The 25,122-nt window shown below is 73.0% G+C and carries 22 protein-coding genes; 8 read left to right on the top strand and 14 right to left on the bottom strand.

Annotation, left to right across the window (positions count from 1 at the left end; genetic code table 11):
• Positions 1–89 precede the first annotated feature (89 nt).
• On the bottom strand, positions 90–2,723 hold the full coding sequence (locus ACFV4F_RS23005; RefSeq protein WP_380505051.1) for a hypothetical protein: 2,634 nt from the start codon (positions 2,721–2,723) through the stop codon (positions 90–92).
• A gap of 444 nt (positions 2,724–3,167) precedes the next feature.
• On the opposite strand from ACFV4F_RS23005, the gene ACFV4F_RS23000 reads away from it, so the two are divergent.
• Positions 3,168–3,701, top strand: coding sequence for an RICIN domain-containing protein (locus tag ACFV4F_RS23000; RefSeq protein WP_380445418.1), 534 nt, complete (start codon positions 3,168–3,170; stop codon positions 3,699–3,701).
• Positions 3,702–3,837: 136 nt separating this feature from the next.
• Here the strand turns inward: ACFV4F_RS23000 and ACFV4F_RS22995 are convergent, their stop codons facing one another.
• From ACFV4F_RS22995 to ACFV4F_RS22985, 3 genes are read right to left on the bottom strand one after another with little or no spacing between them, the layout of a single operon-like run.
• Entirely contained in the window at positions 3,838–4,014 is a 177-nt protein-coding gene (locus tag ACFV4F_RS22995; protein ID WP_380492550.1) for a hypothetical protein, read from the bottom strand.
• A gap of 12 nt (positions 4,015–4,026) precedes the next feature.
• Complete coding sequence (locus ACFV4F_RS22990) at positions 4,027–4,842, bottom strand: ABC transporter permease (protein ID WP_380505048.1); 816 nt, start codon at positions 4,840–4,842, stop codon at positions 4,027–4,029.
• Complete coding sequence (locus ACFV4F_RS22985; RefSeq protein ID WP_380505045.1) at positions 4,839–5,873, bottom strand: ABC transporter ATP-binding protein; 1,035 nt, start codon at positions 5,871–5,873, stop codon at positions 4,839–4,841. Before ACFV4F_RS22985 ends, ACFV4F_RS22990 begins: the two co-directional genes overlap by 4 nt.
• 154 nt (positions 5,874–6,027) lie before the next feature.
• On the opposite strand from ACFV4F_RS22985, the gene helR reads away from it, so the two are divergent.
• The 3 genes from helR (at position 6,028) to ACFV4F_RS22970 (ending at position 9,383) form a co-directional block, all read left to right on the top strand.
• A complete protein-coding gene (gene helR, locus ACFV4F_RS22980) occupies positions 6,028–8,238 on the top strand; it encodes an RNA polymerase recycling motor ATPase HelR (RefSeq protein ID WP_380505042.1) in 2,211 nt (736 codons plus the stop codon).
• A 173-nt stretch (positions 8,239–8,411) separates the two neighbouring features.
• Entirely contained in the window at positions 8,412–9,077 is a 666-nt protein-coding gene (locus ACFV4F_RS22975; protein ID WP_380505039.1) for a nitroreductase, read from the top strand.
• Between the two features lie 48 nt (positions 9,078–9,125).
• A complete protein-coding gene (locus tag ACFV4F_RS22970; RefSeq protein WP_380445435.1) occupies positions 9,126–9,383 on the top strand; it encodes a hypothetical protein in 258 nt (85 codons plus the stop codon).
• Between the two features lie 54 nt (positions 9,384–9,437).
• Here the strand turns inward: ACFV4F_RS22970 and ACFV4F_RS22965 are convergent, their stop codons facing one another.
• From ACFV4F_RS22965 to ACFV4F_RS22955, 3 genes are read right to left on the bottom strand one after another with little or no spacing between them, the layout of a single operon-like run.
• Positions 9,438–10,139, bottom strand: coding sequence for a TetR/AcrR family transcriptional regulator (locus ACFV4F_RS22965; RefSeq protein WP_380445424.1), 702 nt, complete (start codon positions 10,137–10,139; stop codon positions 9,438–9,440).
• A 26-nt stretch (positions 10,140–10,165) separates the two neighbouring features.
• Entirely contained in the window at positions 10,166–10,774 is a 609-nt protein-coding gene (locus tag ACFV4F_RS22960; protein WP_380505036.1) for a copper resistance protein CopC, read from the bottom strand.
• Complete coding sequence (locus ACFV4F_RS22955) at positions 10,771–11,316, bottom strand: hypothetical protein (RefSeq protein WP_380505033.1); 546 nt, start codon at positions 11,314–11,316, stop codon at positions 10,771–10,773. Before ACFV4F_RS22955 ends, ACFV4F_RS22960 begins: the two co-directional genes overlap by 4 nt.
• Before the next feature lie 260 nt (positions 11,317–11,576).
• On the opposite strand from ACFV4F_RS22955, the gene ACFV4F_RS22950 reads away from it, so the two are divergent.
• The 3 genes from ACFV4F_RS22950 (at position 11,577) to ACFV4F_RS22940 (ending at position 13,283) form a co-directional block, all read left to right on the top strand.
• Positions 11,577–11,858, top strand: coding sequence for a hypothetical protein (locus ACFV4F_RS22950; protein WP_380505030.1), 282 nt, complete (start codon positions 11,577–11,579; stop codon positions 11,856–11,858).
• Positions 11,859–12,047: 189 nt separating this feature from the next.
• Positions 12,048–12,845, top strand: a complete 798-nt coding sequence (locus tag ACFV4F_RS22945) for a TIGR03084 family metal-binding protein (protein WP_380505028.1) — start codon at positions 12,048–12,050, stop codon at positions 12,843–12,845.
• Positions 12,846–12,875: 30 nt separating this feature from the next.
• On the top strand, positions 12,876–13,283 hold the full coding sequence (locus tag ACFV4F_RS22940; RefSeq protein ID WP_380505025.1) for an SgcJ/EcaC family oxidoreductase: 408 nt from the start codon (positions 12,876–12,878) through the stop codon (positions 13,281–13,283).
• Between the two features lie 78 nt (positions 13,284–13,361).
• Here the strand turns inward: ACFV4F_RS22940 and ACFV4F_RS22935 are convergent, their stop codons facing one another.
• On the bottom strand, positions 13,362–13,919 hold the full coding sequence (locus tag ACFV4F_RS22935) for a TetR family transcriptional regulator (protein ID WP_380445430.1): 558 nt from the start codon (positions 13,917–13,919) through the stop codon (positions 13,362–13,364).
• A gap of 141 nt (positions 13,920–14,060) precedes the next feature.
• On the opposite strand from ACFV4F_RS22935, the gene ACFV4F_RS22930 reads away from it, so the two are divergent.
• Positions 14,061–16,844 carry an AAA family ATPase gene (locus ACFV4F_RS22930; protein ID WP_380505082.1) on the top strand — a complete coding sequence of 928 codons (2,784 nt, stop codon included), beginning with the start codon at positions 14,061–14,063 and terminating at the stop codon, positions 16,842–16,844.
• An 89-nt stretch (positions 16,845–16,933) separates the two neighbouring features.
• Here ACFV4F_RS22930 and ACFV4F_RS22925 read toward each other — a convergent pair whose 3' ends face one another.
• The 6 genes from ACFV4F_RS22925 to ACFV4F_RS22900 form a co-directional block, all read right to left on the bottom strand.
• Positions 16,934–18,178 carry an RNA polymerase sigma factor gene (locus ACFV4F_RS22925; RefSeq protein ID WP_380505023.1) on the bottom strand — a complete coding sequence of 415 codons (1,245 nt, stop codon included), beginning with the start codon at positions 18,176–18,178 and terminating at the stop codon, positions 16,934–16,936.
• A 2-nt stretch (positions 18,179–18,180) separates the two neighbouring features.
• On the bottom strand, positions 18,181–18,519 hold the full coding sequence (locus ACFV4F_RS22920) for a YciI family protein (protein WP_359959702.1): 339 nt from the start codon (positions 18,517–18,519) through the stop codon (positions 18,181–18,183).
• A 174-nt stretch (positions 18,520–18,693) separates the two neighbouring features.
• On the bottom strand, positions 18,694–20,166 hold the full coding sequence (locus ACFV4F_RS22915; RefSeq protein ID WP_380445432.1) for a M20/M25/M40 family metallo-hydrolase: 1,473 nt from the start codon (positions 20,164–20,166) through the stop codon (positions 18,694–18,696).
• A gap of 65 nt (positions 20,167–20,231) precedes the next feature.
• Positions 20,232–22,016 carry an ABC transporter ATP-binding protein gene (locus ACFV4F_RS22910; RefSeq protein WP_380445433.1) on the bottom strand — a complete coding sequence of 595 codons (1,785 nt, stop codon included), beginning with the start codon at positions 22,014–22,016 and terminating at the stop codon, positions 20,232–20,234.
• Complete coding sequence (locus ACFV4F_RS22905; protein ID WP_380505020.1) at positions 22,013–23,962, bottom strand: ABC transporter ATP-binding protein; 1,950 nt, start codon at positions 23,960–23,962, stop codon at positions 22,013–22,015. The genes ACFV4F_RS22910 and ACFV4F_RS22905 overlap by 4 nt, the downstream gene beginning before the upstream one ends.
• Positions 23,963–24,125: 163 nt before the next feature.
• Positions 24,126–25,100, bottom strand: coding sequence for a zinc-binding dehydrogenase (locus ACFV4F_RS22900; protein WP_380505017.1), 975 nt, complete (start codon positions 25,098–25,100; stop codon positions 24,126–24,128).
• Positions 25,101–25,122 lie beyond the last annotated feature (22 nt).

The following is a 25,122-nucleotide window of genomic DNA, read 5'->3' as shown; positions in this document are numbered from 1 at the left end:
AACCACAATGCGGCCTTTTGTTGGGGGGGGGGGGGGGGGGGGGGGGGGGGGCGGCGGGGGCCCCGGGGGCCCGGGGGGCGGGGGGTGGGTCACGTCGTGGGCTGCGGGGGCAGGGTCCAGGTCCACGCGCCGCGTCCGTGGGTGGAGACGAGCAGGTACGAGCTGTCCGGAGCGACGGCGAGGTCGCCGACCGGGGTGTTGGGCAGTCCGGTGCCCAGCCGGTACCAGGTGGAGGGGGCGGTCGGCGAGGCGGCGAGGACGCCGTTGTCGGTGCCGACGATCAGCGAGCCCAGGGCGATCTTGACGGCGTTGACCGGTGCGTCGGGCAGGTTGCCGCTGATGTCCGTCCAGGTGGCGCCGCCGTCGTGGGACTCGAAGACGTGGCCGGTGCCGGCGCCGTCGATCCAGTGCCGGCTGTAGGAGCCGTAGACGGCGACGACGTGCGCGGCGTCGGCCTGGTCGGCGGAGATCGCGGTGACCACGCGGTTGGGCAGGTTGGGCGCCTGGACCTGGTGCCAGGTGCCGCCGTAGTTGGTGGCGATGCCGGAGACGAACGGCGAGCCGCCGCCGGGGTTGCAGCCGTTGCCGGTGCCGCACCAGCCGGCGTACGTCACGGCGCCGTCGGCGGTCACGGCGGTGGCGGCGTTGCCGGCGCCGAGGTCGAAGACCGGCTGCCAGTCGCAGGTCGCGCCGGTGCAGGCGGTGGACCAGCCCTTGCCCTGGTTGTCCCAGACGTAGCGGCCGCCGGCCACCCAGTGCTGGACGTTGGCGACGTCCGCGCCGAACGGGGCGACGAAACGGCCGTCCTTCTCGCACGGCGTGGTCGTCGACGTCGGCTTGAAGTTGGTGCAGTTGGGGCTGATGTTGTACCAGGTGTGGCCGCCGTCGAGCGTCTTGGCGAGGGCCAGGTTGGTGTACTCGGCGACGCTGTAGCGGCCGTCCTGCGGGGCGACGATCACGTTGAAGCCGTCGCCGCCCTTGGGCTCGTACATCGCCGGGTCGCCCGGGACGGAGACCGAGTAGCCGTTGTCCTGGAGGCCGCCCCAGAAGATGTCGCCGGTGCCGGCGGTGTTCTTCCCGGTCTGGCCGCCGTAGTACTGGAGGGTGCGCAGGCCCGCGTTGAGGTCGTTGAAGCCGCCGACCTGGGCGCGGGTGGCGGAGGGCCGGGACCAGACGCCGCCGTCGCTGCCGAAGTACGTGGTGCCGTCGGGGGCGACCACCGCGGCGTGGTGGTCGGGGTGGGTGGTGTTGGGGCAGCTGAACTGGCTCGGGTCGTAGCTGAAGCAGCTGTAGGTGTTGTTCCACCAGTACGGGCCGATGGCCGTCCAGGTGGAGCCGGAGTCGGAGGTCTCGTAGAGGTCCTCCAGGCCGACGTATAGGTGGGTGTCGTCCGCCGGGTCGACGACGAGGTACTGGTCGTACCAGGCCTGGCCGCCGACGGTTCCGGCGGTGGCGCCCGCGTTCTTGAGCGCGGTGCCGTCCGCGAGCCTGGTCCACGGGCCGTTCGGGTCACCGGTGCCGGACACGTAGACACCCGCCAGTGCCACCGTGGTCGGGTCCTCGACGACGGCGAAGAGCTTGCCGCCGTCGGAGGTGAAGCCGAGGGTGGTGCGGCCGACCTGCGCCTGGGTCAGGTCGCCCGAGACGGTGGCCTTGTTCCAGGTGCCGGAGTCGCCGTTCGCGGTGGAGTAGTAGACGCCGTTGTAGCCGAGGTCGTCGGCCTTGGTGCCGCCGCGCCAGCCGAGGACGGCGACCAGGCTCTGGCCGTTGCTGTTCGGCTGCACGCGGACGTCGGTGATCCAGGAGGTGCGGTAGGGCGAGTTGCCGGGGTTCGGGTCCGGTTTGAGGACCGTCTCCCAGGCGCCGTCCGTGGTGGCGGCGTCGTGGCGGATGAGGCCCTGGTTGGTGGCGGCGTAGACCTTGCTGCCGGCGAACTCGATGTGCGTCACGAGGCCGTTGGTGAGCCCGGTGCCGGCCTGGGCCCAGGTCTGTCCGCCGTCGGTGGAGCGGTACAGGCCGGTGCCGCCGACGCCGTCCGAGTTGGAGTTGCCCTCGCCGGTGCCGACCCACACCGAGTGGTCGGCCGGGTTGACGGCCACCGCGCCGATGGCGAGGCTCGGCTGGTCGTCGAACAGCGGGGTCCAGGTCTGGCCCTGGTCGGTGGACTTCCAGACGCCGCCGCCGGCGGTGCCGAGGTAGACAGTGGCGCCGTCGGCGGCCAGCGCGGTCGCGCGCCCGGAGACCACGTCGTGACCGGCCCACCAAGGGCCCTGCGCGTAGGCGGAGTTCTGCGACTGGTACGGCAGGTCGTTCTTCTGCTGCCAGGCCACGGCGGCACCGGTCACCGGCATGGCGGCGGCGTCCTTCGCGGCGGCGGTCACGGCCTCGGAGCTCACCGAGGTGCCGGGCGCGGTACGGGCGACGTTCGCCTGGGCGGAGGCGGCGAGGATGTCGGCGCTCTCACCGGCCATGCCGCAGTGGCCGGGACGGGCGTCCGGATCGGCGTCGGCGTCCTTGCCGGTGTCCTTGTCCGCGTCGTGGTCGGCGTCCCGGTCGGCGTCCGGATCGTGCGCCGCGCCGCAGGCGGCGGCCCGGTCGTGGTCGAAGTCGAGGTAGCGGTCGAGGTCCAGGCCGCTCGCCGCGGTGGCGGCGATGAGCAGGACGGGCAGGGCAGTGGCGATGGCTATTCGCCGTCTGCTCCAGCGGGTACGCAATGAGGGCATGCGCGGCTCCCGGGGAGGAGGAGGTGCGTGGGGACGCGCCATTCTCAGCAACCGCTCAGGCTTTTCCCAGACTTGTTGCAGGAACCGTTATTCAGTGAATGAACCGCCGCGGCCCGCACACGAAACCGCAGGTGGGTCGGCCTGCGGCATTCCGTGCACACAGGGAAACCGGACCGCGTGGGCGTGACGCGGATCACGGTTTGCCTGCCCTGTCCGCGCCCTTCCGGTCGCCACTGTGTTGCGCGGCCGATCGCGGCGCTGGTGAGGTGCGGGGTCGTCTCCCGGGTGACGGACGGACAGGTTGGCTCCCGTCTGCCCGCCTTCCCGCGTTCCCGCCAGGGCGGCAATCGAACGCCGATCCAGCGGCAATCCGGCCCGCCGACGCTGGGAGCGACCGGTCACGGGGCCGGTCCGGAGAGCGAGGAACGAGGAGCAGGAGGAACGATGAGGAAGGTTCTCACCACTGCGGTCGCCACCGCGGCGTTCGCCACGGCCACGCTCGTGGCTGCCGCGCCGTCCGCCCATGCCTTGTCGAGCGGCGTGCTGCTCAAGAACGTGTTCAACGGCCGCTGCCTGGACCCCAGCGGCACCGGGAACGGGATCGGCGTCTTCCTGGTGGACTGCGACCCCAACAGCGCCTACCAGCGCTGGACCATGGTCTGGATGGACAGTCCGCAGGGCGCCTACTACGAGCTGGTCAACGCGGAGAGCGGCCGGTGCCTCGACGCGGCCTGGCAGGACATCGGCGGCAACGGGACCAAGATGCAGCTCTGGGACTGCTACGGCGTGGGACAGAGCAACCAGCTGTGGAAGTTCACCCGGGCGACCAACGACCCCCTCGTCTACAACCTGACCGTCCAGACCAACGGCCGCTGTCTGGACGGCGCCTACGAGGAGATCTACTACAACCACGGCAAGACCCAGCTGTGGGACTGCTACGGCCCGGGCCAGGTGAACCAGCTCTGGCGGATCTCCTGACCCGCCTGATCCGGGACGTGCCGGCGGAGCGTCAGCAGACGCGGGTGGTCTTCCAGGAGTTGTGCCACGTCAGAGCGAGTTAGTGGGCATTGCGATAACGGCCGCCGTCGCGGTTCGCGGTGACGTACGGCGACGGCTATGGCACCTGGACGGGGGCGCCGCACTCGGGGCAGCGGAACGGGTGGCGTTCGGCGAGGGTGCGGCGGATCCAGTTGACGACCCACGGGAAGGTGATCCTGGGTAGGTCCCTGGTGGCCTCCACCGTTCCGTGGGTGGGGCAACGGCCCCGCCGCGTCTGGGTTTCGGTCGGCATGGGTGGTACTCCTCACGTGCCGCGCGGCAGCCAGCTGAAGCGGCGCAGTGCCACCACGAGGCCGGCGGCTCCCCATGCGGCGACGATCAGCAGGTCGGTGCCGGCGAAGCCCGCGCCCGTGGTGTGGGGGTTGTAGGCGGTGAGCAGCGCCTCGACGAGGTGGTGGACGGGGAAGACGTCGCCGACGACGGTCAGCCAGTGGGGGAGGATCGAGGTCGCGATGAAGACGCCGGAGATGAAGTACAGCGGCAGCATGATGGCCTGGGTGATGGGCTGGGCGGCGTCCTCGTTGCGGATGACGGACGTCAGCGCGTAGCCGAGGCAGCAGAACGAGACGGTGCCGACGATGACGGCCACCGCGAGGGCGGGCGCGGTGCGGGCGGGCACGTGGGCGCCGTACGCGGCCCAGCCGATCACCAGCAGCAGGACGGTGATGCCGATCGACACGACGATGGCGGTGAGCGTCCGGCCGGCGATGACGGCGGCGGCCGGGACGGGGGTGGCGCGGCGGCGTTTGAGGACGCCGGACTCGCGCTGGCCGGTCACCGAGATGACCAGGTTGACGAAGGACGCGGCGATGATCCCGAGCGTGATGATGCCCGGGACGTAGTAGACCGAGGTGTCGATGGTGCCGCCGGAGACCTTGACGGTGTTGTTCTGGCGGCCGAACACCGAGGCGAAGATGATCAGGAAGAGCACCGGGAGCGCGAGCGTGAAGAACCGCGACTGCGGGTTGCGGAGGAACGCGCGCAGGTCGTAAGGGAATTGGTGCAGGGCGAGGCGTAAGACGTCGCGCGCCGAGCTACGGGCGTGGGCGGCGGTCATCATGCGGCCTCCGAATGCCGTGGCGCATCCGGGGAGTCCGGGGGTTCGACGGGCGGCGCGTCCGTCCCGGGTTCGGTGAGCGCCAGGTAGACGTCTTCGAGGCTCGGGCGGCGGACCTCCAGGTCGGGCAGGTCGTGGCCGTCGGCCTCGGCCCAGGCGATCAGCGGTCCGAGGACGGCGAGCGGACGGGTGGAGCGCAACACCATGTGGTCGGAGCCGCCGGTGCCGTCCGCGTGGGCGGTCACGACACCGTGCACGGCGCCGTGCACGACGGCGTCCCGCACGGCGCCCGGCAGCGCGGCCGCGGAGGCCCCCTGCGGCAGGGTGAAGGTGATCTCGGCGGCGGCCCGCTGGCGCCCGCCGAGGGTGCCGGGCGGGCCCGCGGCGACGATCCGGCCCTCGGAGATCACCATGACGTGGTCGGCGAGGTGCTCGGCCTCGTCCATGAAGTGGGTGGTGAGGAAGACGGTCACGCCCAGTGAGCGGAGGCCGGCGATCATGTCCCAGGCGGCGCGCCGTGCGGAGGGGTCGAAGCCGGTGGTGGGCTCGTCCAGGAACAGGAGTTCGGGGTCGCCGATGAGCGAGAGCGCCACGTCCAGGCGGCGTCGCTGGCCGCCGGAGAGGCGGGTCGCGGTGGCGTCGGCCTGGTCGGCGAGGCCGACCAGCTCCATCGTCTCGTCGATCCCGCGCGGTGACGGGTAGTAGCCGGCGTAGAGCCGGAGGCACTCGGCGACGGTGAGGTCCCGCTCGGGGCGCGACTCCTGGAGGACGACGCCGATCCTGGCCCGCCACGGCGGCCCGGCCTGCGCCGGGTCCTCGCCGAGGACGGTCACCTCGCCGGCGGTGCGGCGGCGGTAGCCTTCGAGGATCTCGACGGTCGTGGTCTTCCCGGCGCCGTTCGGGCCGAGGAACGCGAACACCTCGCCGCGTCGGACCTCCAGATCGATGCCGCGCACGGCTTCGAAGGAGTCGTAGCGCATGCGGAGGCCGGAGACGGTGATGACGGGATCGCCGGTGCCGGTCGAAGTACCCATGCTCAACCAAAGCGGTTACGGGCAGGCGGGCACGAACACCCACCTCTTGCCACTCTCAACGTATAGCGCAAGGGGGGCCTTGCGGCAAGGCCCCCCTCCTCCCGCAGACTTACCGCCTCAACGCCGAGAACTGCGGAAACGGGAGATTCACGAAGTGCGTGCGCGTTTGTCCTCCACCGATGCCACCTACCCCCTTGCCACCGGCGTTTTCGACCTTCCCGAGCGTCTCGCCGCCAAGGCCGACCCGGCCCTGATCGCCCGCGACGAGGCGCACTTCGCCGCCATCGCGGACAGCCTGGAGCAGACGATCGCCGAACTCTCCGAGGGCCTGGAAGCGGTGCGCCGCGCGCCCGGCGGCCTCGGCCGGGGCGCGCTGGACCGGGACACCGAGGTGCACCGGCTCACCGGCCGGCTCCGCGCCCTGCGCCGCTTCGGCGCGGACCTGTGCCTCGGGCACGTCGTCGGCGCCGACGACGGCGAGCCCGTGTACATCGGGCGCCTCGGCCTGACCGACAGCACCGGCCGCCGGCTGCTGCTCGACTGGCGCGCCCCGGCCGCCGAACCGTTTTTCGCCGCCACCCACGCCAACCCGATGGGCCTGGCCAGCCGCCGCCGCTACCGCTGGACGCGCGGGCGGATCGCCGACTACTGGGACGAGGTGTTCACCGCGGACGGCCTCGAAGGGCGCGCCGCGCTCGACGACCAGTCCGCGTTCATCGCGAGCCTCGGCAGCAACCGTTCGGAGCGCATGCGCGACGTGCTCGCCACCATCCAGGCCGACCAGGACGCCATCATCCGCGCCGGCTCGCGCGGTGCCCTCGTCGTCGACGGCGGCCCGGGCACCGGCAAGACCGTCGTCGCCCTGCACCGCTCCGCCTACCTGCTGTACTCGGACCCGCGCCTCGGGCACCGGCGCGGCGGCGTGCTGTTCGTCGGCCCGCACCAGCCGTACCTGGCGTACGTCTCCGACGTGCTCCCCAGCCTCGGGGAGGAGGGCGTGCGGACGTGCACCCTGCGCGACCTCGTGCCCGAGGGTGCCGTGGCCGGGACCGAGCCGGACCCGGAGGTCGCCCGCCTCAAGTCCTCGGCGGACCTGGTCAAGGCCGTCGAGAAGGCCGTCGCCGTCTACGAGGAGCCGCCCGCCGAGGGCATGACCGTCGAGACCTACTGGGACGACCTCTGGCTGAGCGCCGCGGACTGGGCCGAGGCCTTCGCGGCGCCCGAGCCCGGCACCCCGCACAACGAGGCGCGCGAGCAGATCTGGGAGGAGCTCGTCACGATCCTCCTCGACAAGATGGATGCCACGGAGGACGACGACGAGGGCGACGGCGGCTTCTCCCCGGCGATGTTCCGCCGCTCGCTGCGCCAGAACAAGGACCTGGTCACCACCCTCAACCGGGCGTGGCCCATGCTCGACGCCACCGACCTCGTCGGCGACCTCTGGACGGTCCCCGCCTACCTGCGCCTCTGCGCGCCCTGGCTCGCCCCGGAGGACGTCAGGAAGCTCCAGCGCGCCGACGCCCAGGCCTGGACGGTCTCCGACCTGCCGCTCCTCGACGCCGCCCGCCGGCGCCTCGGCGACCGCGAGGCCGCCGGCCGCCGGCGCCGTCACGAGGCCGCGCTCGCCGCCGAACGCGCGCGCATGGCCGACGTCATCGACCACATCCTCGAAGCCGACGAGGACGGCGAGGGCGCCGTCACCATGCTGCGCGGGCAGGACCTGCGCGACAGCCTCGTCGACGTCGACGCCGCCGGGCCCGTCGCCGACCCGGAGCCCTACGCCGGCCCGTTCGCCCACATCGTCGTCGACGAGGCGCAGGAACTCACCGACGCCGAGTGGCAGATGCTGCTCCTGCGCTGCCCGTCCCGCAGCTTCACCATCGTCGGCGACCGCGCGCAGGCCCGGCACGGCTTCACCGGGCCGTGGCGCGAGCGGCTGGAGCGCGCCGGGCTCGACCGGATCGAGGTGGCCTCGCTCGGCGTCAACTACCGGACGCCGGAGGAGGTCATGGCCGAGGCCGAGCCGGTGATCCGGGCGGTGCTGCCGGACGCCAACGTGCCGACGTCCATCCGCAGCAGCGGGGTTCCCGTCACGCACGGGGGAGTCGGGGAGCTGGAGTCCGTCCTGGACGGCTGGCTGGCCGAGCACGCCGAGGGCGTCGCATGCGTCATCGGGGATCCCTCGTTCGAGGAGCGGCCGCGGGTGCGGTCGTTGACGCCGGAGCTGTCGAAGGGGCTGGAGTTCGACCTGGTCGTCCTCGTCGACCCGGAGGCCTTCGGTGAGGGGATCGAGGGTGCCGTCGACCGCTACGTTGCGATGACGCGGGCCACGCAGCGGCTGGTGGTGCTCACGAGCCGCCCCTAACCGGCAGAAGCGGCTCCGGCTGCTCCTGCTGAGCATCCGTCAAGTCACCTCTGTCTCCGACAGTCCTATCAACGACTGGACTGATCGTCGGGACGTCTCCCAACCCCCGGCGTGCTCGGTACCGACCGCTGAATACGGTGGAGGGGCTTGGTTGAACGAGAGGACGCGAAGACGTGGATGTGTATGAGGCCGTGGACAGCCGCCGGGCCGTGCGGGCGTTCAGCGATGAGCCCGTGCCCAAGGAGGTACTCGAACGAGTGCTGACCGCAGCGACGCGGGCTCCGTCCAGCGGGAACCTCCAGCCGTGGCATCTGTACGTCGTGACCGGCGAACCCTTGGCGGAACTCAAGCGGGCCGCTACAGCCAGGGCACTGGTGGGGGACCCCGGCGACGAGCGTGAGTACCCGATGTACCCGGAGGGGCTGGCCTCGCCGTATCTGGACCGCTTTGCTGCTGCCGCCGCCCAGCGGTACGAAGCGCTGGGGATCGAGCGCGACGACCCGGACCGGCCCAGGAAGATCGCCGCCTTGAACTCGGAGGCGTTCGGGGCGCCGGCTGTCCTGTTCTGCTACCTCGACCGGACGATGGGGCCCGGACAGTGGGCTGACGCGGGGATGTACCTGCAGACGGTCATGCTGTTGTTGAGGGCCGAGGGGCTGCACAGCTGCCCCCAAGTGATGTGGACGGTGTACCGGGAGACTGTCGGCCAGGCAGTCGGAGCCGATGACGGACTCGTGCTGTTCTGTGGCGTCTCAGTGGGGTTCGAGAAGGAGGGCGTGCCGCAACTGCGCACCGGGCGGGCGGACATGACGGAAACGGTGAGCTTCATCGGAGTGTGACCGCTGGACGGCCGAGATCGACAGGACAGGCCTGAGGGCTTGCTGGTGATGTACCTGTTCACCTCCGCGCTGGACTCGGAGGTGGTCGGCTGGTCGCGGTACGACGGCACCGGCCGCACCTCCCCGACCACGGGAGACGGCGCGGAGCCGCCCTACGGCACCGGACTCGATGCGCTCAAGGACGGCTGGCGGCTGATCCAGGCCGCCCAACTCGTCCCGCCCTACCCGGGCCACGAGTACGACGTCTCCTTCCTCAAGCACGAGTTCTTCTTCGAGCGGATCGAGAAGCTCCAAACCGGCCTGTGAACCGCTCCGGGGCCGCTCCGGGTCGGCTCCGGGGAGTCGCGCCCAGCCGGGGTCCTAGCTGCTGAGGTCGGCCGGATCGACCGTGGACCGGGTGTCGTCGTGCGCCGCGACCTCGGTCGGCATCCGCAGCAGTGCGGAGGCCATCGAGGCCGCGGCGTCCGACGGGCTGTCGCCGACGCCGACCATCAGCGCCGTCAGCTGGGCGAGCAGACAGCTCTCGGCGTTCCACGGGGCGAGGAGGTAGCCGCCCAGTTCGAGGGTGACCAGGCCGTGTACGGCGGACCACATCTGGTGGGCGACGAGCCCGGGGTCCGTCGCCCGGAACCGGCCCGCCTCGATGCAGCGGGCGGCGCTCTCCACCACGCCCGTCAGGGTGTAGCGGCCGTGCCGGCGGTCCTCCTCGCCGACCGAGAACCCGCCGAGCAGCGCCCCGCCGAACATCACCCCGTACAGGTGCGGGTTGTCGAGCGCGTTGCAGCGGTAGGCGAAGCCGAGGACGGCGAGGTCGGCGACCGGGTCCGCCGTGCGGTGGACCCGGTCGAAGTGCCGCTGCAGCCGGGCGAACCCCTCATGGACGGTCGCGCGCACCAGGCCGTTCATCCCGCCGAAGTGCGTGTAGAGGGCCATCGTCGAACTCCCCGCCTCGGCGGCGATCCGCCGGGCCGACAGCGCTTTCGGACCCTCCTCGGTGAGGAGCCGGGCGGCGATGTCGAGCAGGGCCGGACGGGCGGCGGGATCGCGGCGGCGGGGGCTCATCGGTGTGTGGTCTCCAGGGGTCGTCCTCAGGGGCCTGAGGTGGGGTCCGGGCGGGCGCGGCGGCGCACCCGGGGCCGGCGGATCATCAGCAGGACGGCGGCGGGCAGCAGGACGGCGTCGACGACGAGCAGCGCGGCGTTCCAGACGCCGTCGATGTCGTGCGAGTGGCCGGACGCGGCCCCGGTGTCGCCCTGCGGCCCGGCGGCGGGGGCGCCGACGGAGAAGCCGGTGACGCCCGAGGTCTCCTTGCCCGTGGTGAGGGCGAGCCGGTAGGTGACGACGTAGGCGCCCGGCCGGGAGATCGTGACGGGCGTGACCACGCGCTGCCCGTCCGGCCTCGGCGTGCCGCTGTCGACGGCGGTGCCGTCGGCGGCGGTCACCCGGACGAAGACGGACTTCGTGCGGAGCTCGTCGCTGAACGCCAGCACCACCTCGGCGGGCGGGGCGTCCACGGTGGCGCCGTCGGCGGGCGTCGCCGCGGTGAGCCGGAACGGCTTCGAGGAGCTCAGCCAGGCGACGGCCAGGAGCAGCAGCACCAGGACGGCGAGGCCCGCCGCCATCCGCCGCTGGAACGCACGGGTGGCGGGCGGCTTGCGGGGCTTGGTCGTCTTCCGCAGGGGCTGCGCGAGCGTCATGCGCCCGTCGGGGCCAGCGGCCGGTGCTCGACGGCGTGGCAGCTGCACGTCATCTCGTGTGCCTCCTCCGGGCTGGGCCGCAGGTGGAGGTACATCGCCACGACCATCGGGATGAACACGATCGTGTTGTAGAAGAGGTGCAACTCGACGCGGGGGAATGCGAGTTGGAGGATGCTCGTCGGTGCGGCGCGGCCGAAGAGGAAGTGGCCGGTCTGGGCCTGGAGGAGCAGCAGCAGGTGCTCGATGTGGTGCCAGAACTGGATGCCCAGGGAGATGTTCCACCACGTGCGCGCCCGTCCGACGAAACCGGGACGCAGGACGAACAGTCCGATCAGCATGACGATCGCGTAGCCGTAGTGCAGCCACTCCGAAGTGATCAGCCACGGGTAGAACTCCCCGAGGACCCCCCGGGCCTTCGGAACGGGCCGGCCGAGGCCCCAGATCTGGTAGGCCTGGACGAGGTGTTCCATCCAGTGGCCGATGACGACGATCAGGAACAGGTTGAGCAGGGCCCGGTGGTGCTGGACCACTTTCGTCCTCATGGGTCCTCCCGGTGGGGCGGATGCGTAGGGGCGGGGTTTCCGTCGTGCGGCGGGGCCTGCGCCACGCCGGTAGACCACCTTGCCAAATGCCTGGATTCGCACCCGTCTTCGAGCTTGCGCACTTGGCGCGCGGGGGCTCCCCGGGGGCGTCCGGCGCACCGCCACCGCTCCGGGGGATTGCGGTACCCGAACCCGGGCGGACAGCATTCCGTACAGCGGGCGCCGTTGCCGGATGCGGGCCCGGAGAAGGGAGAACCGCTATGCGTCGTCGTTTAGTTGGAGCCGTCGTGCTGGCCGCCGCCGGTGCCCTCGCCCTCGCCGTACCGGCTGAGGCCGCGACCGGCCTCCTGGTGGTGAACGGCGTCCCCCACCAGAACCCGCAGCGGGGTTGCTACGCGACCTGGTCGCCGATCTCGATCCAGAACCACACGACGTCCATCGTCCTGGTCCACGCGGCGGCGAACTGTCAGGGCCCGGTGACGGCCGAGGTGGACCCGGGCCAGTCGGCGACGACGTTCGGTGCGAGCTACTTCGTCTTCTGATCAGTCGTCACACATGCTCCACGATGGCGGTCGTGCGCCCGCCGGTGGGCACCGCACGATCGGAGAAGGCGGGGCAACTCGGCGGGGACATACTGAAGTTCGTTGATCGCACGGTCGGTGCGGCGCGGCTCCGGCGGTTCGTCGGATGGCCGGCGCCCCGGTGACGAGACCAGGACGGACGGACACAGGATGGCGGACCCGCAGGACGTGATCGCGGCGCTGGGCGCCGAGGGCGGCGAGATCGACCGACTCGTCGCGGACCTGGACGAGGAGCAGTGGGGGCTGCCGACGCCGGCGCCCGGGTGGACGATCGCCCACCAGGTGGCCCACCTGGCGGCGACCTTCAAGATGGCCGGGACCGCGGCCGCGGCGCCGGACGCGTTCCGGGCGATCGTGTCGCGGATCGGCGGGGACTTCGACGGGGCGGTGCAGACCGCGCTGCTGCCCTACCTGGCGGAGCCGCCGGAGCGGCTGTACGCGCTGTGGCAGGCCGAACGGGCGGCGGCGGAGAAGGCGTTGGCGGAGGTGCCGACCGGGGAGCTGGTGCCGTGGCTGGTGCGGCCGATCCCGGCCCCGGTGCTGGCGGCGGCCGGGATGATGGAGCTGTTCGGGCACGGGCAGGACATCGCGGACGCGCTCGGCGTGGACCGCCCGCGCACGGACCGGCTCCGGCCGCTGGTCGAATTCGCCGTCCGGGTCTGGGACTTCGGCTACCAGGCGCGGAAGCTGGCGACGCCGGAGAAGGAGTTCCGGTTCGAGATCACGGCGCCCTCCGGCGCGCTCTGGGCGTACGGCCCGGTCGACGCGACGGACCGGGTGAGCGGGCCCGCCGAGGACTTCTGCCTGCTGGTCACCCGTCGCCGCCACCCCGACGACCTGGCGGTGACCGCCACCGGCGCCGACGCGCAGGCGTGGCTGGAGATCGCCCAGGCCTACCGCGGCCCGGCGGGGTCCGGCCGCACCCCCGGGCAGTTCGCCAAGCGGTAGAGCCCCACACCCACGACGAGGAGAACCGATATGCCCGAGCTCACCTCCGACCAGGCCGCCGCCGTCGAGGTCCCGCAGCGCATCGTCGCCGCGTGGGCCGGACACGACCACGACGCCTTCGCCGACCTCTTCACCGAGGACGCCCACCTGATCCTCGCGGGGGACGTCTTCCTGCAGGGCCGCGAGGCCATCCGCACGTTCATGGCCCAGGCCTACGCGGGCCCGTTCAAGGGCACCCGGGTGACCGGCGACCCGCTGGCCGCCAAGTTCCACGGGCCCGACTTCGCCCTCGTCGTCACCCAGGGCGGCGTCCTCGCGCCGGGGGAGACGGAGGTCGCCCGCGAGCGCGCGATCCGTGCGACGTGGATGCTCGCCCGCCAGTCCGGCGGCGAGTGGCGCGTCGCCGGGTACCAGAACACCCCGATCCACGCCGGCTAGCCACACCCGAACAGGACGGTCCGCTGACGGAAAGTCGGCGGACCGTCTCGGTGTTTTTTGCGCGCGGCCCCGGAGCCGCTACTCCACCATCGCGGTGGCGATGCGGCGGACCATCTCCCGGCGCTGCTCGCGGCCGGCCAGGTCGATGACCGTGAGCACCTCGGGGTTGGCCGCCGCCCACAGCATCGCGAGGTGGACGAGCAGGGCGAACAGCACCTGCGGCTCGAAGCGGGTCGAGACCAGGCCCCTGGCCTGGGCGTCGGCGATGGCGGCGCTCCTGGCGCGGACCTCGGCGACCCCGAGGTCGTTGAGCGCGTCCCCGTGTTCGAGGCGCTGCCAGGTGATGATCCGGGGCATGTCCGGGTGCTCCTCGTAGAGGTCGCTCAGCCCGGCCGCGAACCCGGGGAGGTCGTCCACGTCGAGGGGCACGCCCACCACGATCAGTTCGACCAGCTCGCTCCAGACGGCGTCGAACAGCCCGGACTTGTTCCCGAAGTAGTGGTAGATCTGCGCCTTGTTGCTCTGCGCGGCCGCGGCGATGCGGTCGACGCGGGCGCCGTGCAGCCCGTACGCGGCGAACTCGGCCCGGCCGGCCGCGATGAGTCTGCGCTTGGTCGCCTCCGCGTCGCGCTCCATGCACCCTGCTCCTAACTAACCGGTTACTTGACAGGTCCGCCTCGGCACCAATGTAATCAACTAACCGTCCAGTTGAATACGGCTGCGGGCAACGACCACGGGGGGTCAGGGAGGGAACCGGGCGTGGAACCGGGCATGGTGATGGTCGGTCGGGACGGCGAGCGGGCCCGGTTGGCCACGTTCGTGCGGGCCGGCGACGGGCGGGCGCTGCTGCTCAGGGGCGAGGCGGGCGTCGGCAAGAGCGCGCTGCTCGACCTGGCGGGGCGGCTCGCCGCCGGGGACGGTCAGCTGGTGGTCCGCGCCACCGGGGTCGAGGCGGAGGCCGAACTGCCGTACGCCGGACTGCACCAGCTGCTCTACCCGTTGCTCTCCGACGCCGGGCGGCCGGCCAGCGCAAGGCTGGACGCCGCCGCGCGGGCGGCGCTCGACGCCGCGTTCGGCGGGATGGACGGTCCGCCGCCCTCGGTCATGGCCCTCGGCATCGCCGTGCTCAACCTGCTGTCGGCGGCGGCCTCGCGCAGACCGGTGCTGCTGGTCCTCGACGACGGCCAGTGGCTGGACGACGCCAGCGCCGACGTGTGCGGGTTCGTCGGCCGCCGGCTGAGCGGCAGCCCCGGCGTGAAACTCCTGGTGGCCGTCCGCAGCGACACCGCCTCCCGCTTCGACACGGCCGCGCTGCCCGAGGCGCCCGTCGCCGCGCTCGCCGCCGACGACGCCGCGTGCCTGCTGGCCCGTCACCACCCCGAGCTGGACGCGCGGCTGCGCGGCCTCGTGCTGGACCAGGCCCGCGGCAACCCGCTGGCCCTGCTGGAGCTGCCCGCCCACCTGGCCGCCCGCGCGACGGCCCCCGCCGCCGGTGCGCCGGAGGACCTGCTCGGCCTGCACGCCGTGCCGCTGCCCCGGCGGATCCAGGACGTCTACGCCGCCCGCATCGCGCGCCTCGGCGACTCCGTCCGGGCGGAGCTGCTGACGGGCGCCCTCGACGGCGCGACGGCCAGGGCGGGCGACGGCCCGGCCCCGGCCGCGCGCTACCGCATGCGCGGCGTCGACGAGGCGCTCGGGTGCGGCCTGCTGGTCGTCGAACCGGCCACCGGCGAACCCGCCTTCCGCCACCCCCTCGTCCGGTCGAGCATCGTGCAGCTGTCCACCCCCGACCAGCGCCGCGCCGCCCACCGGGTGCTGGCGCACGTCCACCGGGAGAACGTGGAGCGGTGCGCCACGCACCTGGCCGCGGCCACCGTCGACCCCGACGAGGACGTCGCCGCCGCCCTGGAGACCGCGGCCCGCTCGGCGACCCGGCGCGGCGGCGCGCTCATGGCGGTGTCCTGGCTGACCCGCGCCGCCGAGCTGAGCGAGTACGGCGCCGACCGCTCCCGGCGGCTCGGCGACGCGGCGTTCGTCGCCGGGCAGGCCGACCGGCTCGGCCAGGCCCGCAGCCTCGCCCTCGCCGCGTCGGCCGGCGGGCCGGACGAGAACCCGGCCGCCGTCCTCGCCAACGCCTACCTGGCGCTCTACCAGGACGGCGACGTGCGCTCCACCCACCGTCAGGTCCTGGCCGCGGTGAAGAAGCTGCGCGACGAGACGCCGGGCCGGCCCGACGACGAGGTGCTCCACCGCCTGGTCAGCCTCCTGCTCGCGGTCAGCCAGTACGCGGGCGGCCACGCCGCCTGGGAGCGCACCCACGAGGTGCTCGCCTCCCTCGGTGACCTCGCCGCCGAGCGCGCCCGGATGTACGGCAGCACCTGGAGCGACGTCGTCCGCCACGGCGCGGGCTGGGCCGGACCGATCGAACGGGCCGCGGCCGGCCTGGCCGACCAGGACCCCTGGGACGTTTCGCGGCTGGCCGTGTCGGCCTACCACCTCGACCTCCTGACGCCGCTGCGCCCCCACCTGGAGCGCGTGGTGGACCGCGAACTGGAGACCGGCGCCACGTCCAGCGGCATCGTCATGCTGCACCTGATCATGCTCGACCAGCTGGCGGTCGGTCACTGGGAGGCGGCCGAGCGCACCGGGCGCCGGGCGCTGGCCCTCGCGGTCGAGCGCGGCCACGGACTGTTCGCCCACCAGACGCGCGCCTACCTGGCCCAGCTGGCCGCCGTGCGCGGTCGGGCGGACGAGGCGCGGGACCTGCAGGCCGCCGTCGACGCGTGGGCCCGACCGCGCGGCGTCGGGTTCCTCACCCAGATCGCCGACTCCGTCGGCGCGACCACCGCGCTGAGCGCCGGCGACTTCGAGACCGCGTTCCTCTACGCGATCGGCATCACGGCCCCCGGGGCGTTCCGGCCCTACGCCTACCAGGCGTCGCGGACCCTGCTCGACCTCATCGAGGCGGCCCTGCACACCGGGCGCGCCGAGCAGGCCCGCGACCACGCCCTCGCCGCGCGGGACGCCGGACTGCCCGGGATCTCGCCGCGCCTGGCGCTGATCACCTACGGCGCCCTGGCGATGACGGCCGACGACGACGGGGAGGCCGCCGCGATGTACGCGCGCGCCGCCGCCCACCCGGCCGCCGAGCGGTTCCCGTTCGAGCTGGCCCGGATCCGGCTGGCCCACGGGATCCGGGTGCGCCGCACCCAGGGCGGCGCGGCGGCCCGCGAGTTCCTCGCCCCGGCGGCCGAAGCGCTCGACCGGCTCGGCGCCGGCGGCTGGGCCGCGCGGGCGCAGGCCGAACTGCGGGCGGCCGGGGCCGTCCCCCGGCCGCCGGCCGTGCCCGCCGCGACGGTGGCGCTCACGTGGCAGGAACGCCGAGTGGCGGACCTGGCCGCCGGGGGCCTGACGAACAAGGAGATCGGCGAGCAGATGCGGCTGTCACCCCGCACCGTCGGCGCGCACCTCTACCGCGCGTTCCCCAAGCTGGGCATCACGACGAGGGCGGCGCTGCGGGACGCGCTGACCAGGCTGGACGGCCGCCTTGCGACACCGTGACCTCGGCACGCCGACCAGGTTGGACAGCCACCTCGCCGCACCGTGACCGCGACGCGCCGGCTTGGCGGCCGCCTCGCCGCACCGTGACGTCAGCCCGTGCCGGCGGCGACCTCCTCGATGCGGCGGGCCAGGTACTTGCGTTCGGTGTCGGTGGTGGCCAGGTCGAGGGCGAGGCGGTAGGCGTGGGCGGCCTCGTCCCAGCGTTCGAGGCGGCGCAGGAGGTCGGCGCGGACGGCCGGCAGCAGGTGGTAGCCGCTGAGTTCGCGGCCGGCGGCGAGCTCGTCGACCAGGGCCAGGCCGGCCGCCGGGCCCTCGGCCATCGCGACGGCCACCGCGCGGTTGAGCTCGACGACGGGGGACGCGGCGAGGCCCGCGAGGCGGGCGTAGAGGTGGGCGATCGCGGACCAGTCGGTGTCCGCCTCGGAGGGGGCGGTCGCGTGGCAGGCGGCGATGGTGGCCTGGAGCTGGTAGTGGCCGACCTCGCCGAGGTCCAGGGCCGACTCCAGCAGGGCGACGCCCTCGTCGATCTCCGCGCGGTGCCAGCGCGAGCGGTCCTGGTCGGCGAGGGGCACGAGCTCGCCGTCGGGGTTCACCCGGGCGTCCCGGCGGGCGTGGTGGAGCAGCATGAGCGCGCCCAGGCCGAGCACCTCGGGCTGGTCGGGCATCAGGCGGGCGAGGAGGCGGACGAGCCGGATCGCCTCGCCGCACAGGTCGGGCCGCAGCAGGTCGGCGCCGGTGGAGGCGGCGTAGCCCTCGTTGAAGAGCAGGTAGAGCACGGCGAGGACGCCGGGCAGCCGCTGCGGGAGGAGTTCCTTGCCGGGCACCTGGTAGGGGATGCCGGAGTGGCGGATCTTCTCCTTGCCGCGCACGAGGCGCTTGGCCATGGTCTGTTCGGAGACCAGGCAGGCGCGGGCGATCTCGGCGGTGGTGAGGCCGGCGAGGGTGCGCAGGGTGAGGGCGACGCGGGAGACGAGCGGCAGCGCCGGGTGGCAGCAGGTGAACATGAGCCGCAGGCGGTCGTCGGTGATGTCGTTGGGCTCGGCGGGGGCCCGTTCCTCGTCGTGGCGCAGGTCGACGGCGATCTGCTGGAGCTTGACGGCCTCGACCTTGCGGCGGCGCAGCCGGTCGATGGCGCGGTTGCGCGCGGTGGTGACGATCCAGGCGCCGGGGCGGGCGGGCACGCCGTCCTGCGGCCAGCGGGCGAGCGCCTGGGCGAAGGCCTCCTGGGCGCATTCCTCGGCGAGGTCCCAGTCGCCGGTGGTGCGGATCAGCGTCGCGACCACCCGGGCCCATTCGGCCCGGAAGGTGGTCGCGACGGCGGACTCGACGTTCACGCTCAGCCGCGGAAGGGGCGGATCTCGATCACGCCGTACTCGGCCACGGGATGGCGGGCGGCGATCTTGACGGCCTCTTCGAGGTCGGCGCAGTCGATGATGTCGTAGCCCGCGATGACCTCCTTGGTCTCCGCGAACGGGCCGTCGCCGAGCACGACCTCGCCGCCGCGCAGGCGGACGGTGGTGGCGGCGTGGTAGGGGCTCAGCTCGTCGCCGTGCAGGCGGATGCCGGCGGCGTCGAGCTCGTCGGCCCACGGCATCGGCTCGTCGGGCTCGACCGGCTTCTGCGGCTCGCCCTCGTAGGCGGCCTTGTCGACGCAGACGAAGAGCATGAACTTCATAACCCCAACTCTCAGTTGACGGACGCGCGGCAACCGAATTCTAGGGCGGGACCGGCACCGGCCGCCCGGTGATCGCACCGGGCGGCCGGAACGGACCGTCCGTCACCGCACTCCCACGACGAACAGGGGGAGCGGTTCTGGACAATCACGTGGCCGGACAGTGCGGGACACTTCTCAGCTCAGGCCCTTGGCGGCGAGCTCGCGCACCACCGTCCAGGCCGCGGCGCCGAAGTCGCCGACCGCGGTGCGGTTGACGTTCTTGATCGTGTCGCAGGCCTGGTGGAAGCACGGGTCGTTCTCCTGGCCCGCGGTGCCGCCGTACTTCTTGGCCTGGTCCGGGGTCTTGACCTCGGCCGCGCCGCCGAACAGGCCGCTGGTCGGGACGCCCGCGTTCATCAGCGGCCCGTAGTCGGAGTCGCCGTCGAACGTGGTGGGCGGGTGCGGATCGGTGGCCATGCCGCGCGCGGCGAACGCGTCGGTGAACAGCTTCGTGATCTTGTCCGACCCGGCCGGCCCGCTGCCGTCGAAGACGTAGCGGGTGTAGTTGGGCGAGCCGATCGAGTCCAGGTGGACGGCGGCGAAGATCTTGGCCACCTCGGCCGGGCCGATCGTGTCGACGTAGTGGAGCGAGCCCTGGAGTCCGACCGCGCCGGTGGCGTCGCGGAAGGCGCGGGTCTCCTCGGCGCCGAAGAACGCGAAGCGGACCTTGTAGTGCGGCGGCACGTGCAGGCGCGCGAGCTGCCGCGCGATCTCCAGGGCCGTCGCCACGCCGGTGCCGTTCTCGTTGATCCCGGGGCCGCTGGGCAGGGCGTCGAGCTCGGCGTGCACGAGCACGACGTGGTTCGGGTCGCCGCCGCGCGTCTCCGCGATGATGTTGCGGGTCTCCGCGTTGGGGTTCTGCTCGGTGTTCGTCACGAGGTGGACGGTCGCGCCGGTGCTCGACGTGGCCGCCTGGTAGAGGGCGAGGCCACTGGCGTAGTCGAGGCCGACCACCGGGATGCCGGTGGGCCCGCCGATCGTGCCGGTCAGCGCTCCGTCACGGCCCGGCTGGCCCTCGTTGAACATCATCACGGCCTTGTAGCCGGCCGCCTGTGCGTTGGCCGTCTTCGGCGCGAAGCCGCAGCCGCCGCGCTGGATCAGCGCGATCCGGACGGCCCCGGCCGGCACCGGGGGGAAGTCCCCGGGGGCGCAGCCGGAGGCCGAACTCGGCTGGGGCGTCGGCGGGACGACCACGTTGGTCGTCGGTACCACGGTGCCCGTCACGTCCGCGCTGCCCGAGTAGACGAACGTGTCGGCCTTGATGGTGACGGCGTTGGGAGAGACCTCGGTCAGCGCGGCGGGGCTCAGTTCCCGGTAGTACGGGATGGTGAACTGCTGCTCCTGGACGTCGTAGCCGGAGTGGCGCAGGGTGCGCTCCACGTAGTCGGCGGCGGCGTCGTACCCGTCGGTGCCGGAGGCGCGCAGGCCGTCGTTGTGGTCGGCGATGCGCTGGAGGGCGCGGACGTGGGTCATGATGCCGTTGGTCGTGACGCCCCTGGCGAGAGCGAGGTCGGGAGAGTCGCCGTCGTCGGCGCTCGCGGGCGTGGCCGCGCCCGCGAGGGCTATCGCCGTCAAGAGGGTGGTGAACAGGGCGGTCCATCTTCGCAAGGGGTTCCTCCTGGGAACGGGTGTGTGGGAGAGGTCGCCAGGCGCGCCGGCTCGTTCGCGATCGGCTACTTGTAGGCGAGCGCCTGGAGTTCGAATAGTTCCGCGTACAGGCCGTCGGCCTTCATGAGGGTGGCGTGGTCGCCGGTCTCGACGACGCGGCCGTCGCGGACGACGACGATCAGGTCCGCCATGCGCACGGTGGAGAACCGGTGCGAGACGAGGAGCGTGATCGCGCCGGTGGACGCGCCGAGGGTGCGGGCCTGGGTCGCGTAGCGCTCGAAGAGGTGGTGCTCGGCCTCGGGGTCGAGCGCGGAGGTGGGTTCGTCGAGGACGAGGAGCAGCGGGGCCTCGCGCATCAGGGCCCGGCCGAGGGCGAGCTTCTGCCACTGGCCGCCGGAGAGTTCGGCGCCCTCGGTCCAGCTGGTGCCGAGCTGGGTGTCGAGGCCGTCGGACAGCTGGCCGACGACGTCGGTGGCGTGGGCCTTTTCGAGGGCCTCGCGGACGGCCGCGTCGTCGTCGAGCCGGGGCAGGTCGCCGACTCCGACGGTGTGGCGGGCGGGCAGCTCGAAGCGGACGAAGTCCTGGAAGCCGGCGGCGATCCGCTCGCGCCACTCCTCGGTGGGCAGGTCGCGCAGGTCGGTGCCGTCGAGCAGGATGCGGCCGCGGGTGGGGCGGTAGAGGCCGCACAGGAGTTTGACGAGGGTGCTCTTGCCGGCGCCGTTCTCGCCGATGACGGCGACGGTGGAGCCGGCCGGCAGGGCGAGCGAGACGCCGGACAGGGCCGGGGCGTCGGTGCCGGGGTAGGCGAAGTCGACGTCGTCCAGCCGGATGCCGCGGGTGAAGCGCTCCGGGGGTGCCTGCCGTGCGGCGGGGGCGTCGGCCCGGGTGACGACGTCGCGCATGGTGTCCATGCGGCGCAGGGTGCCGGTCATCCGCTGGAGGTCGCCGAGGAGGTTGACGGCCGAAGCGACCTGCCGGTTGACCTGCGTGGCGAGCGAGATGACGAGCACGACGTCGCCGACGCCGTGGCGACCGGAGATCGCCTCGCGGATCACCAGGATCATGGCGCCCATGTAGGCGAGGCCGAACACGGTCTGCCCGCCGGCGCGGACGGCGGCGGCGCGGGTGTTGGCGCGCCACAGGCCGCGGCTGGTGGTGTCCCACAGTTCGGCGTGGCGGCGGCGCAGTTCGTCGCTCATCCGGAAGACCCGCAGCTCGCCGGCGAAGCGGGCGTTGGCGGAGAGCCGGAAGAGGTTGAGCGCGATGCGGGTGGGCTCGGCGGTGGCGGTCCTGGCGCGGTCGGTGACGGCCTCGGCCTTGCGGCCGGCGATCAGCGGCGGGACGGCGGCCAGCGGCAGCAGCAGGAGCAGCGGGTTGAGCCGGGCGAGCAGGACGGCGGTGAAGACCACGGCGAGGATCAGCCCGAACAGGCTGAACAGGGCCTGGAAGGCGTTCGGGAAGCGCCGGCTCTCGGGCTGGAGGACGGTCACGAGGTCGGCGTAGTCGGAGCGCTCGTGGTGCTCGATGCCCTCGGAGCCGTTGGAGAGGGTGATCAGGTCCTCGACGAAGTGCTGCTCGGCGAGTTCGGCGAGTTCGAAGTAGGCGACGTGGGCGAAGTTGCCGAAGGACAGCGTGACGACGGCGAGGATCGCGACGACGATCCCGTACCCGCCCGCGGTGCCGCCGTGGCCCTGGACGACGGCGTCGGTCATGAGGCCGAGGAAGGCGGCGAGCAGGGGTGCGGCGACGGCACCGGCCATCATCAGCACGGTCGCGGTGACGGTCTTGCGCCAGTCGACCTTCCAGGCGATCGAGAGCAGCCGCCAGGTGCCGGACAGGGTCTCCTTCATCGTGCGCTCCCGGCTGCTTCGGTGCTCTCGGTGGTCTCGTCGTCGGAGGTGACTTCCCCGGAGGTGTCCGCGTCGGAGGTGTCCGCGTCCGTGAAGCGGTCGGCCTGGAGGCGGAAGAGCCGGGCGTAGCGGCCCTCGGCGGCGAGGAGTTCGTCGTGGCTTCCCTGCTCGGCGACCCGGCCGCCCTCCAGTACGACGATGTGGTCGGCCTGGCGGACGGTGGAGAAGCGGTGCGAGATCAGCAGCGTGGTGGCCCCGCGGGAGAGTTCGGTGAACTCCCGGAAGAACCCGGCCTCGGCGCGGACGTCCAGGCTCGCGGTGGGCTCGTCGAGGACCAGGACCGGCGAGCCGTGCCGCAGCGCGAACAGGGCGCGGGCGAGGGCGACGCGCTGCCACTGCCCGCCGGAGAGGTCGCCGCCGCCGTCGAGGTGGCGGGCGAGCGGGGTGTCGAGGCCGCGCGGCAGCCCGTCGAGGGCCTCGCGCAGGCCGACGGCGTCGATGACGGCCTCCACACCGGCGCGGTCGTCGCGGTGCGCGACGGACCCGAAGGCGACGTTGTCGGCGGCGGAGACCTCGTAGCGGGCGAAGTCCTGGAAGATGACGCCGAGTTTGGCCCGCCAGGCCTCGACGGGGTAGCTGCGGATGTCGACGCCGTCCAGCTTGATGGTGCCGGACGTGGGCTCGTAGAGGCGGGCGAGGAGCTTGACGAGCGTCGTCTTGCCGGCGCCGTTGAGGCCGACGAGCGCGGTGCACCGCCCGACGGTGAGCGTGAGGTCCAGGCCGTCGAGGATCACCCGGTCCTCGCCGGGGTAGTGGAAGGAGACGTTCTCGAAGGTGATGGTGTGCGCGGGCTCCGGCACCTCGACGGCCGCGGCCCGGGCGGGTTCCTCCGCCGCGAGGCGGCCCAGGAAGCTCTTGGTGGCGCCGTAGGCGTGCATGCCGACGGCCGTCGGCAGGTCGGACTCGCGGTAGAACTCGCCGAGGGTGAGCGCGCTGAGCGCCGCCGTGACGACCAGGGCGAAGTCGGTGAGGGTGAGGTCGGCGCCGGGACCGGCCGCGCCGCGCCCCACGAGGGCCATCACGGTCGCGGTCACCGCCATGCCCCAGGCGGTGAACCAGACGAACGGCCACAGGTAGATGCGGCGTCGGGCCGCCCACAGCGGCACCAGCCACTCCCGGTAGGAGGAGCCCCAGAAGCCGCGCAGCCAGCCGTTCAGGCCGAAGACGCGGATCTCCTTGGCGGCGCCCGAGGCGATCGCGAGCTCGCGCAGGTAGTCGTTCTTCAGCTCGGCGCCGTCGAGTTCGAAGCGGACGTCGGCGTACTTGCGCAGCCCGCCGCGCAGCCCGTAGCGGAACAGCAGCACGGCGACGACCAGCCCGGCCGCGGCGAGCCAGGAGAAGACGGCGCCCACCACCCCGGCGTAGCCGGCGAGTTGGGTGTAGCGGCCGATCAGCGCGAGCTGGCCGGCGCAGGCCTGACCCGGGCTCTGCACCCAGGTCTCCAGCTCGCGGGCGGCGGTGCGCAGGTCCTCCACGACCTGCGGGTCCTCCAGCGGGCCCACGCTCGTCGTGCCGGTGGCGGCGGCGATCACGTCGTCGATCACCTCGCCGTCGATCCGCCGGGCCACCAGCTCGCCGACCGACTCACGGACGGGTGCGACGACCTGCTGCCCGATGAAGGCCGCCGCGGCCACGAAGAACGCGCCGAGCAGCGAGTCCCACGCGGGGGAGTCCAGGCCGCCGGCCATCGCCGCCGGCACCTTGCCGAGCAGCACCGCCGTCGCGACCACGAACACCACCGGCAGCGCGCCCAGCAGCACGTTGACGAGCACGTCGAGGGCGATCAGCCCGGCGCCCGCACGGCGGGTCAGCGCCGAGATCTCCAGCCGCTCGCGCACCAGGCGGGCCGCCGTGCTCTCCGCGCCCCCGGTCTGCGGGGCGCTCACCGCGCACGCTCCCCGGCGCCGCGTTCCAGAACCTTCGCCATCGTTCCTCCGTGTCTCCGGTGGGGTGTCTCGGCCGCCACCCCCTTGGCCGTTGCTGCCACTGCGACGAACCGGGCCCCGCCGGATGGACGGACCGCGTCCGTCCGGCGGGCCGCCCGTCCCGTCAGATGCGGAGCACGACCTTCCCGACGTACGCGCCGTGCATCAGGTTGACGGCGGCGCTCACGCCGTTCTCCAGGCCGTCGACGACCGTCTCGGCGACGACGATCTCCCCCGAGCGCACCCACTTCGGGAACCGCTCGTCGAAGACCGGGAACAGCTCGGGGTGGTCGAAGGTGTAGTAGCCGAGGAGTTCGAGCCGCTTGCCGATCACGGCCATCATGTTGCGCGGGCCCTCCGCGGATCCGGTGCGGATCTCCTCGTTGCGCCCGCCCATGACGATCCGCCCGCGCGGGCGCATCGCGTCGATCGCCGCCTCCAGGTGGGCGCCGCCGACGTTGTCGTAGTACACGTCCAGCTCCGGCAGCCGCGGCCGCACGCCCTCGTGGTAGTCGAAGGCGTCGTCGAAGCCGAGGCTCTCCCTGAGGTAGCGGACCTTCTCCGGCGTGCCCGCCGAGCCGATCACCCGGGTCGCCCCCCGCAGCCGGGCCAGCTGGCCCGCCATGCTGCCCACCCCACCGGCCGCGCTGGACACGAAGAACGTGTCGCCCGGCCGGATCTGCGCCACCTCGGTGCCGACGTAGGCCGTCAGCCCGAAGCACAGGTGGTGGGTGAGCGAGGGGTACGCGTCCGGGTCGACCCGGCGGAACTCGCCGGCCTCCGCGACCGCGTAGTCGCGGAAGCCGAACCGGTGCCAGACGACGTCCCCGGGGCTCAGCCGTTCGTCGGCGGTGTCGACGACCTCGCCGATCGCGTCGCACCACATCGGCGCCCCGACCGCGAAGTCGGGGATGTCGAGCGTGCTCAGGTCGTTCATCCGCAGGACCAGCCCGGGATCGACCGACATGAACAGGTTGCGGACGACGACCTGGCCGGGGCCCGGTTCCGGGACCGGGACCTCGACCACCCTGGTGTCCCCGGCCCGCGGGAAGCGGCCCGCGGGCCTGGACACCAGGTGCACCTCACGACCGAGCCTCACGAGATTCTCCCCCTGTACGGCG

The organism is Kitasatospora sp. NPDC059722, from assembly GCF_042733235.1.
In the GTDB taxonomy this organism is placed as follows: Bacteria; Actinomycetota; Actinomycetes; order Streptomycetales; family Streptomycetaceae; genus Kitasatospora.
Note: the sequence above shows the minus strand (reverse complement) of the source record. Positions and strands in the feature narration are given on the sequence as shown.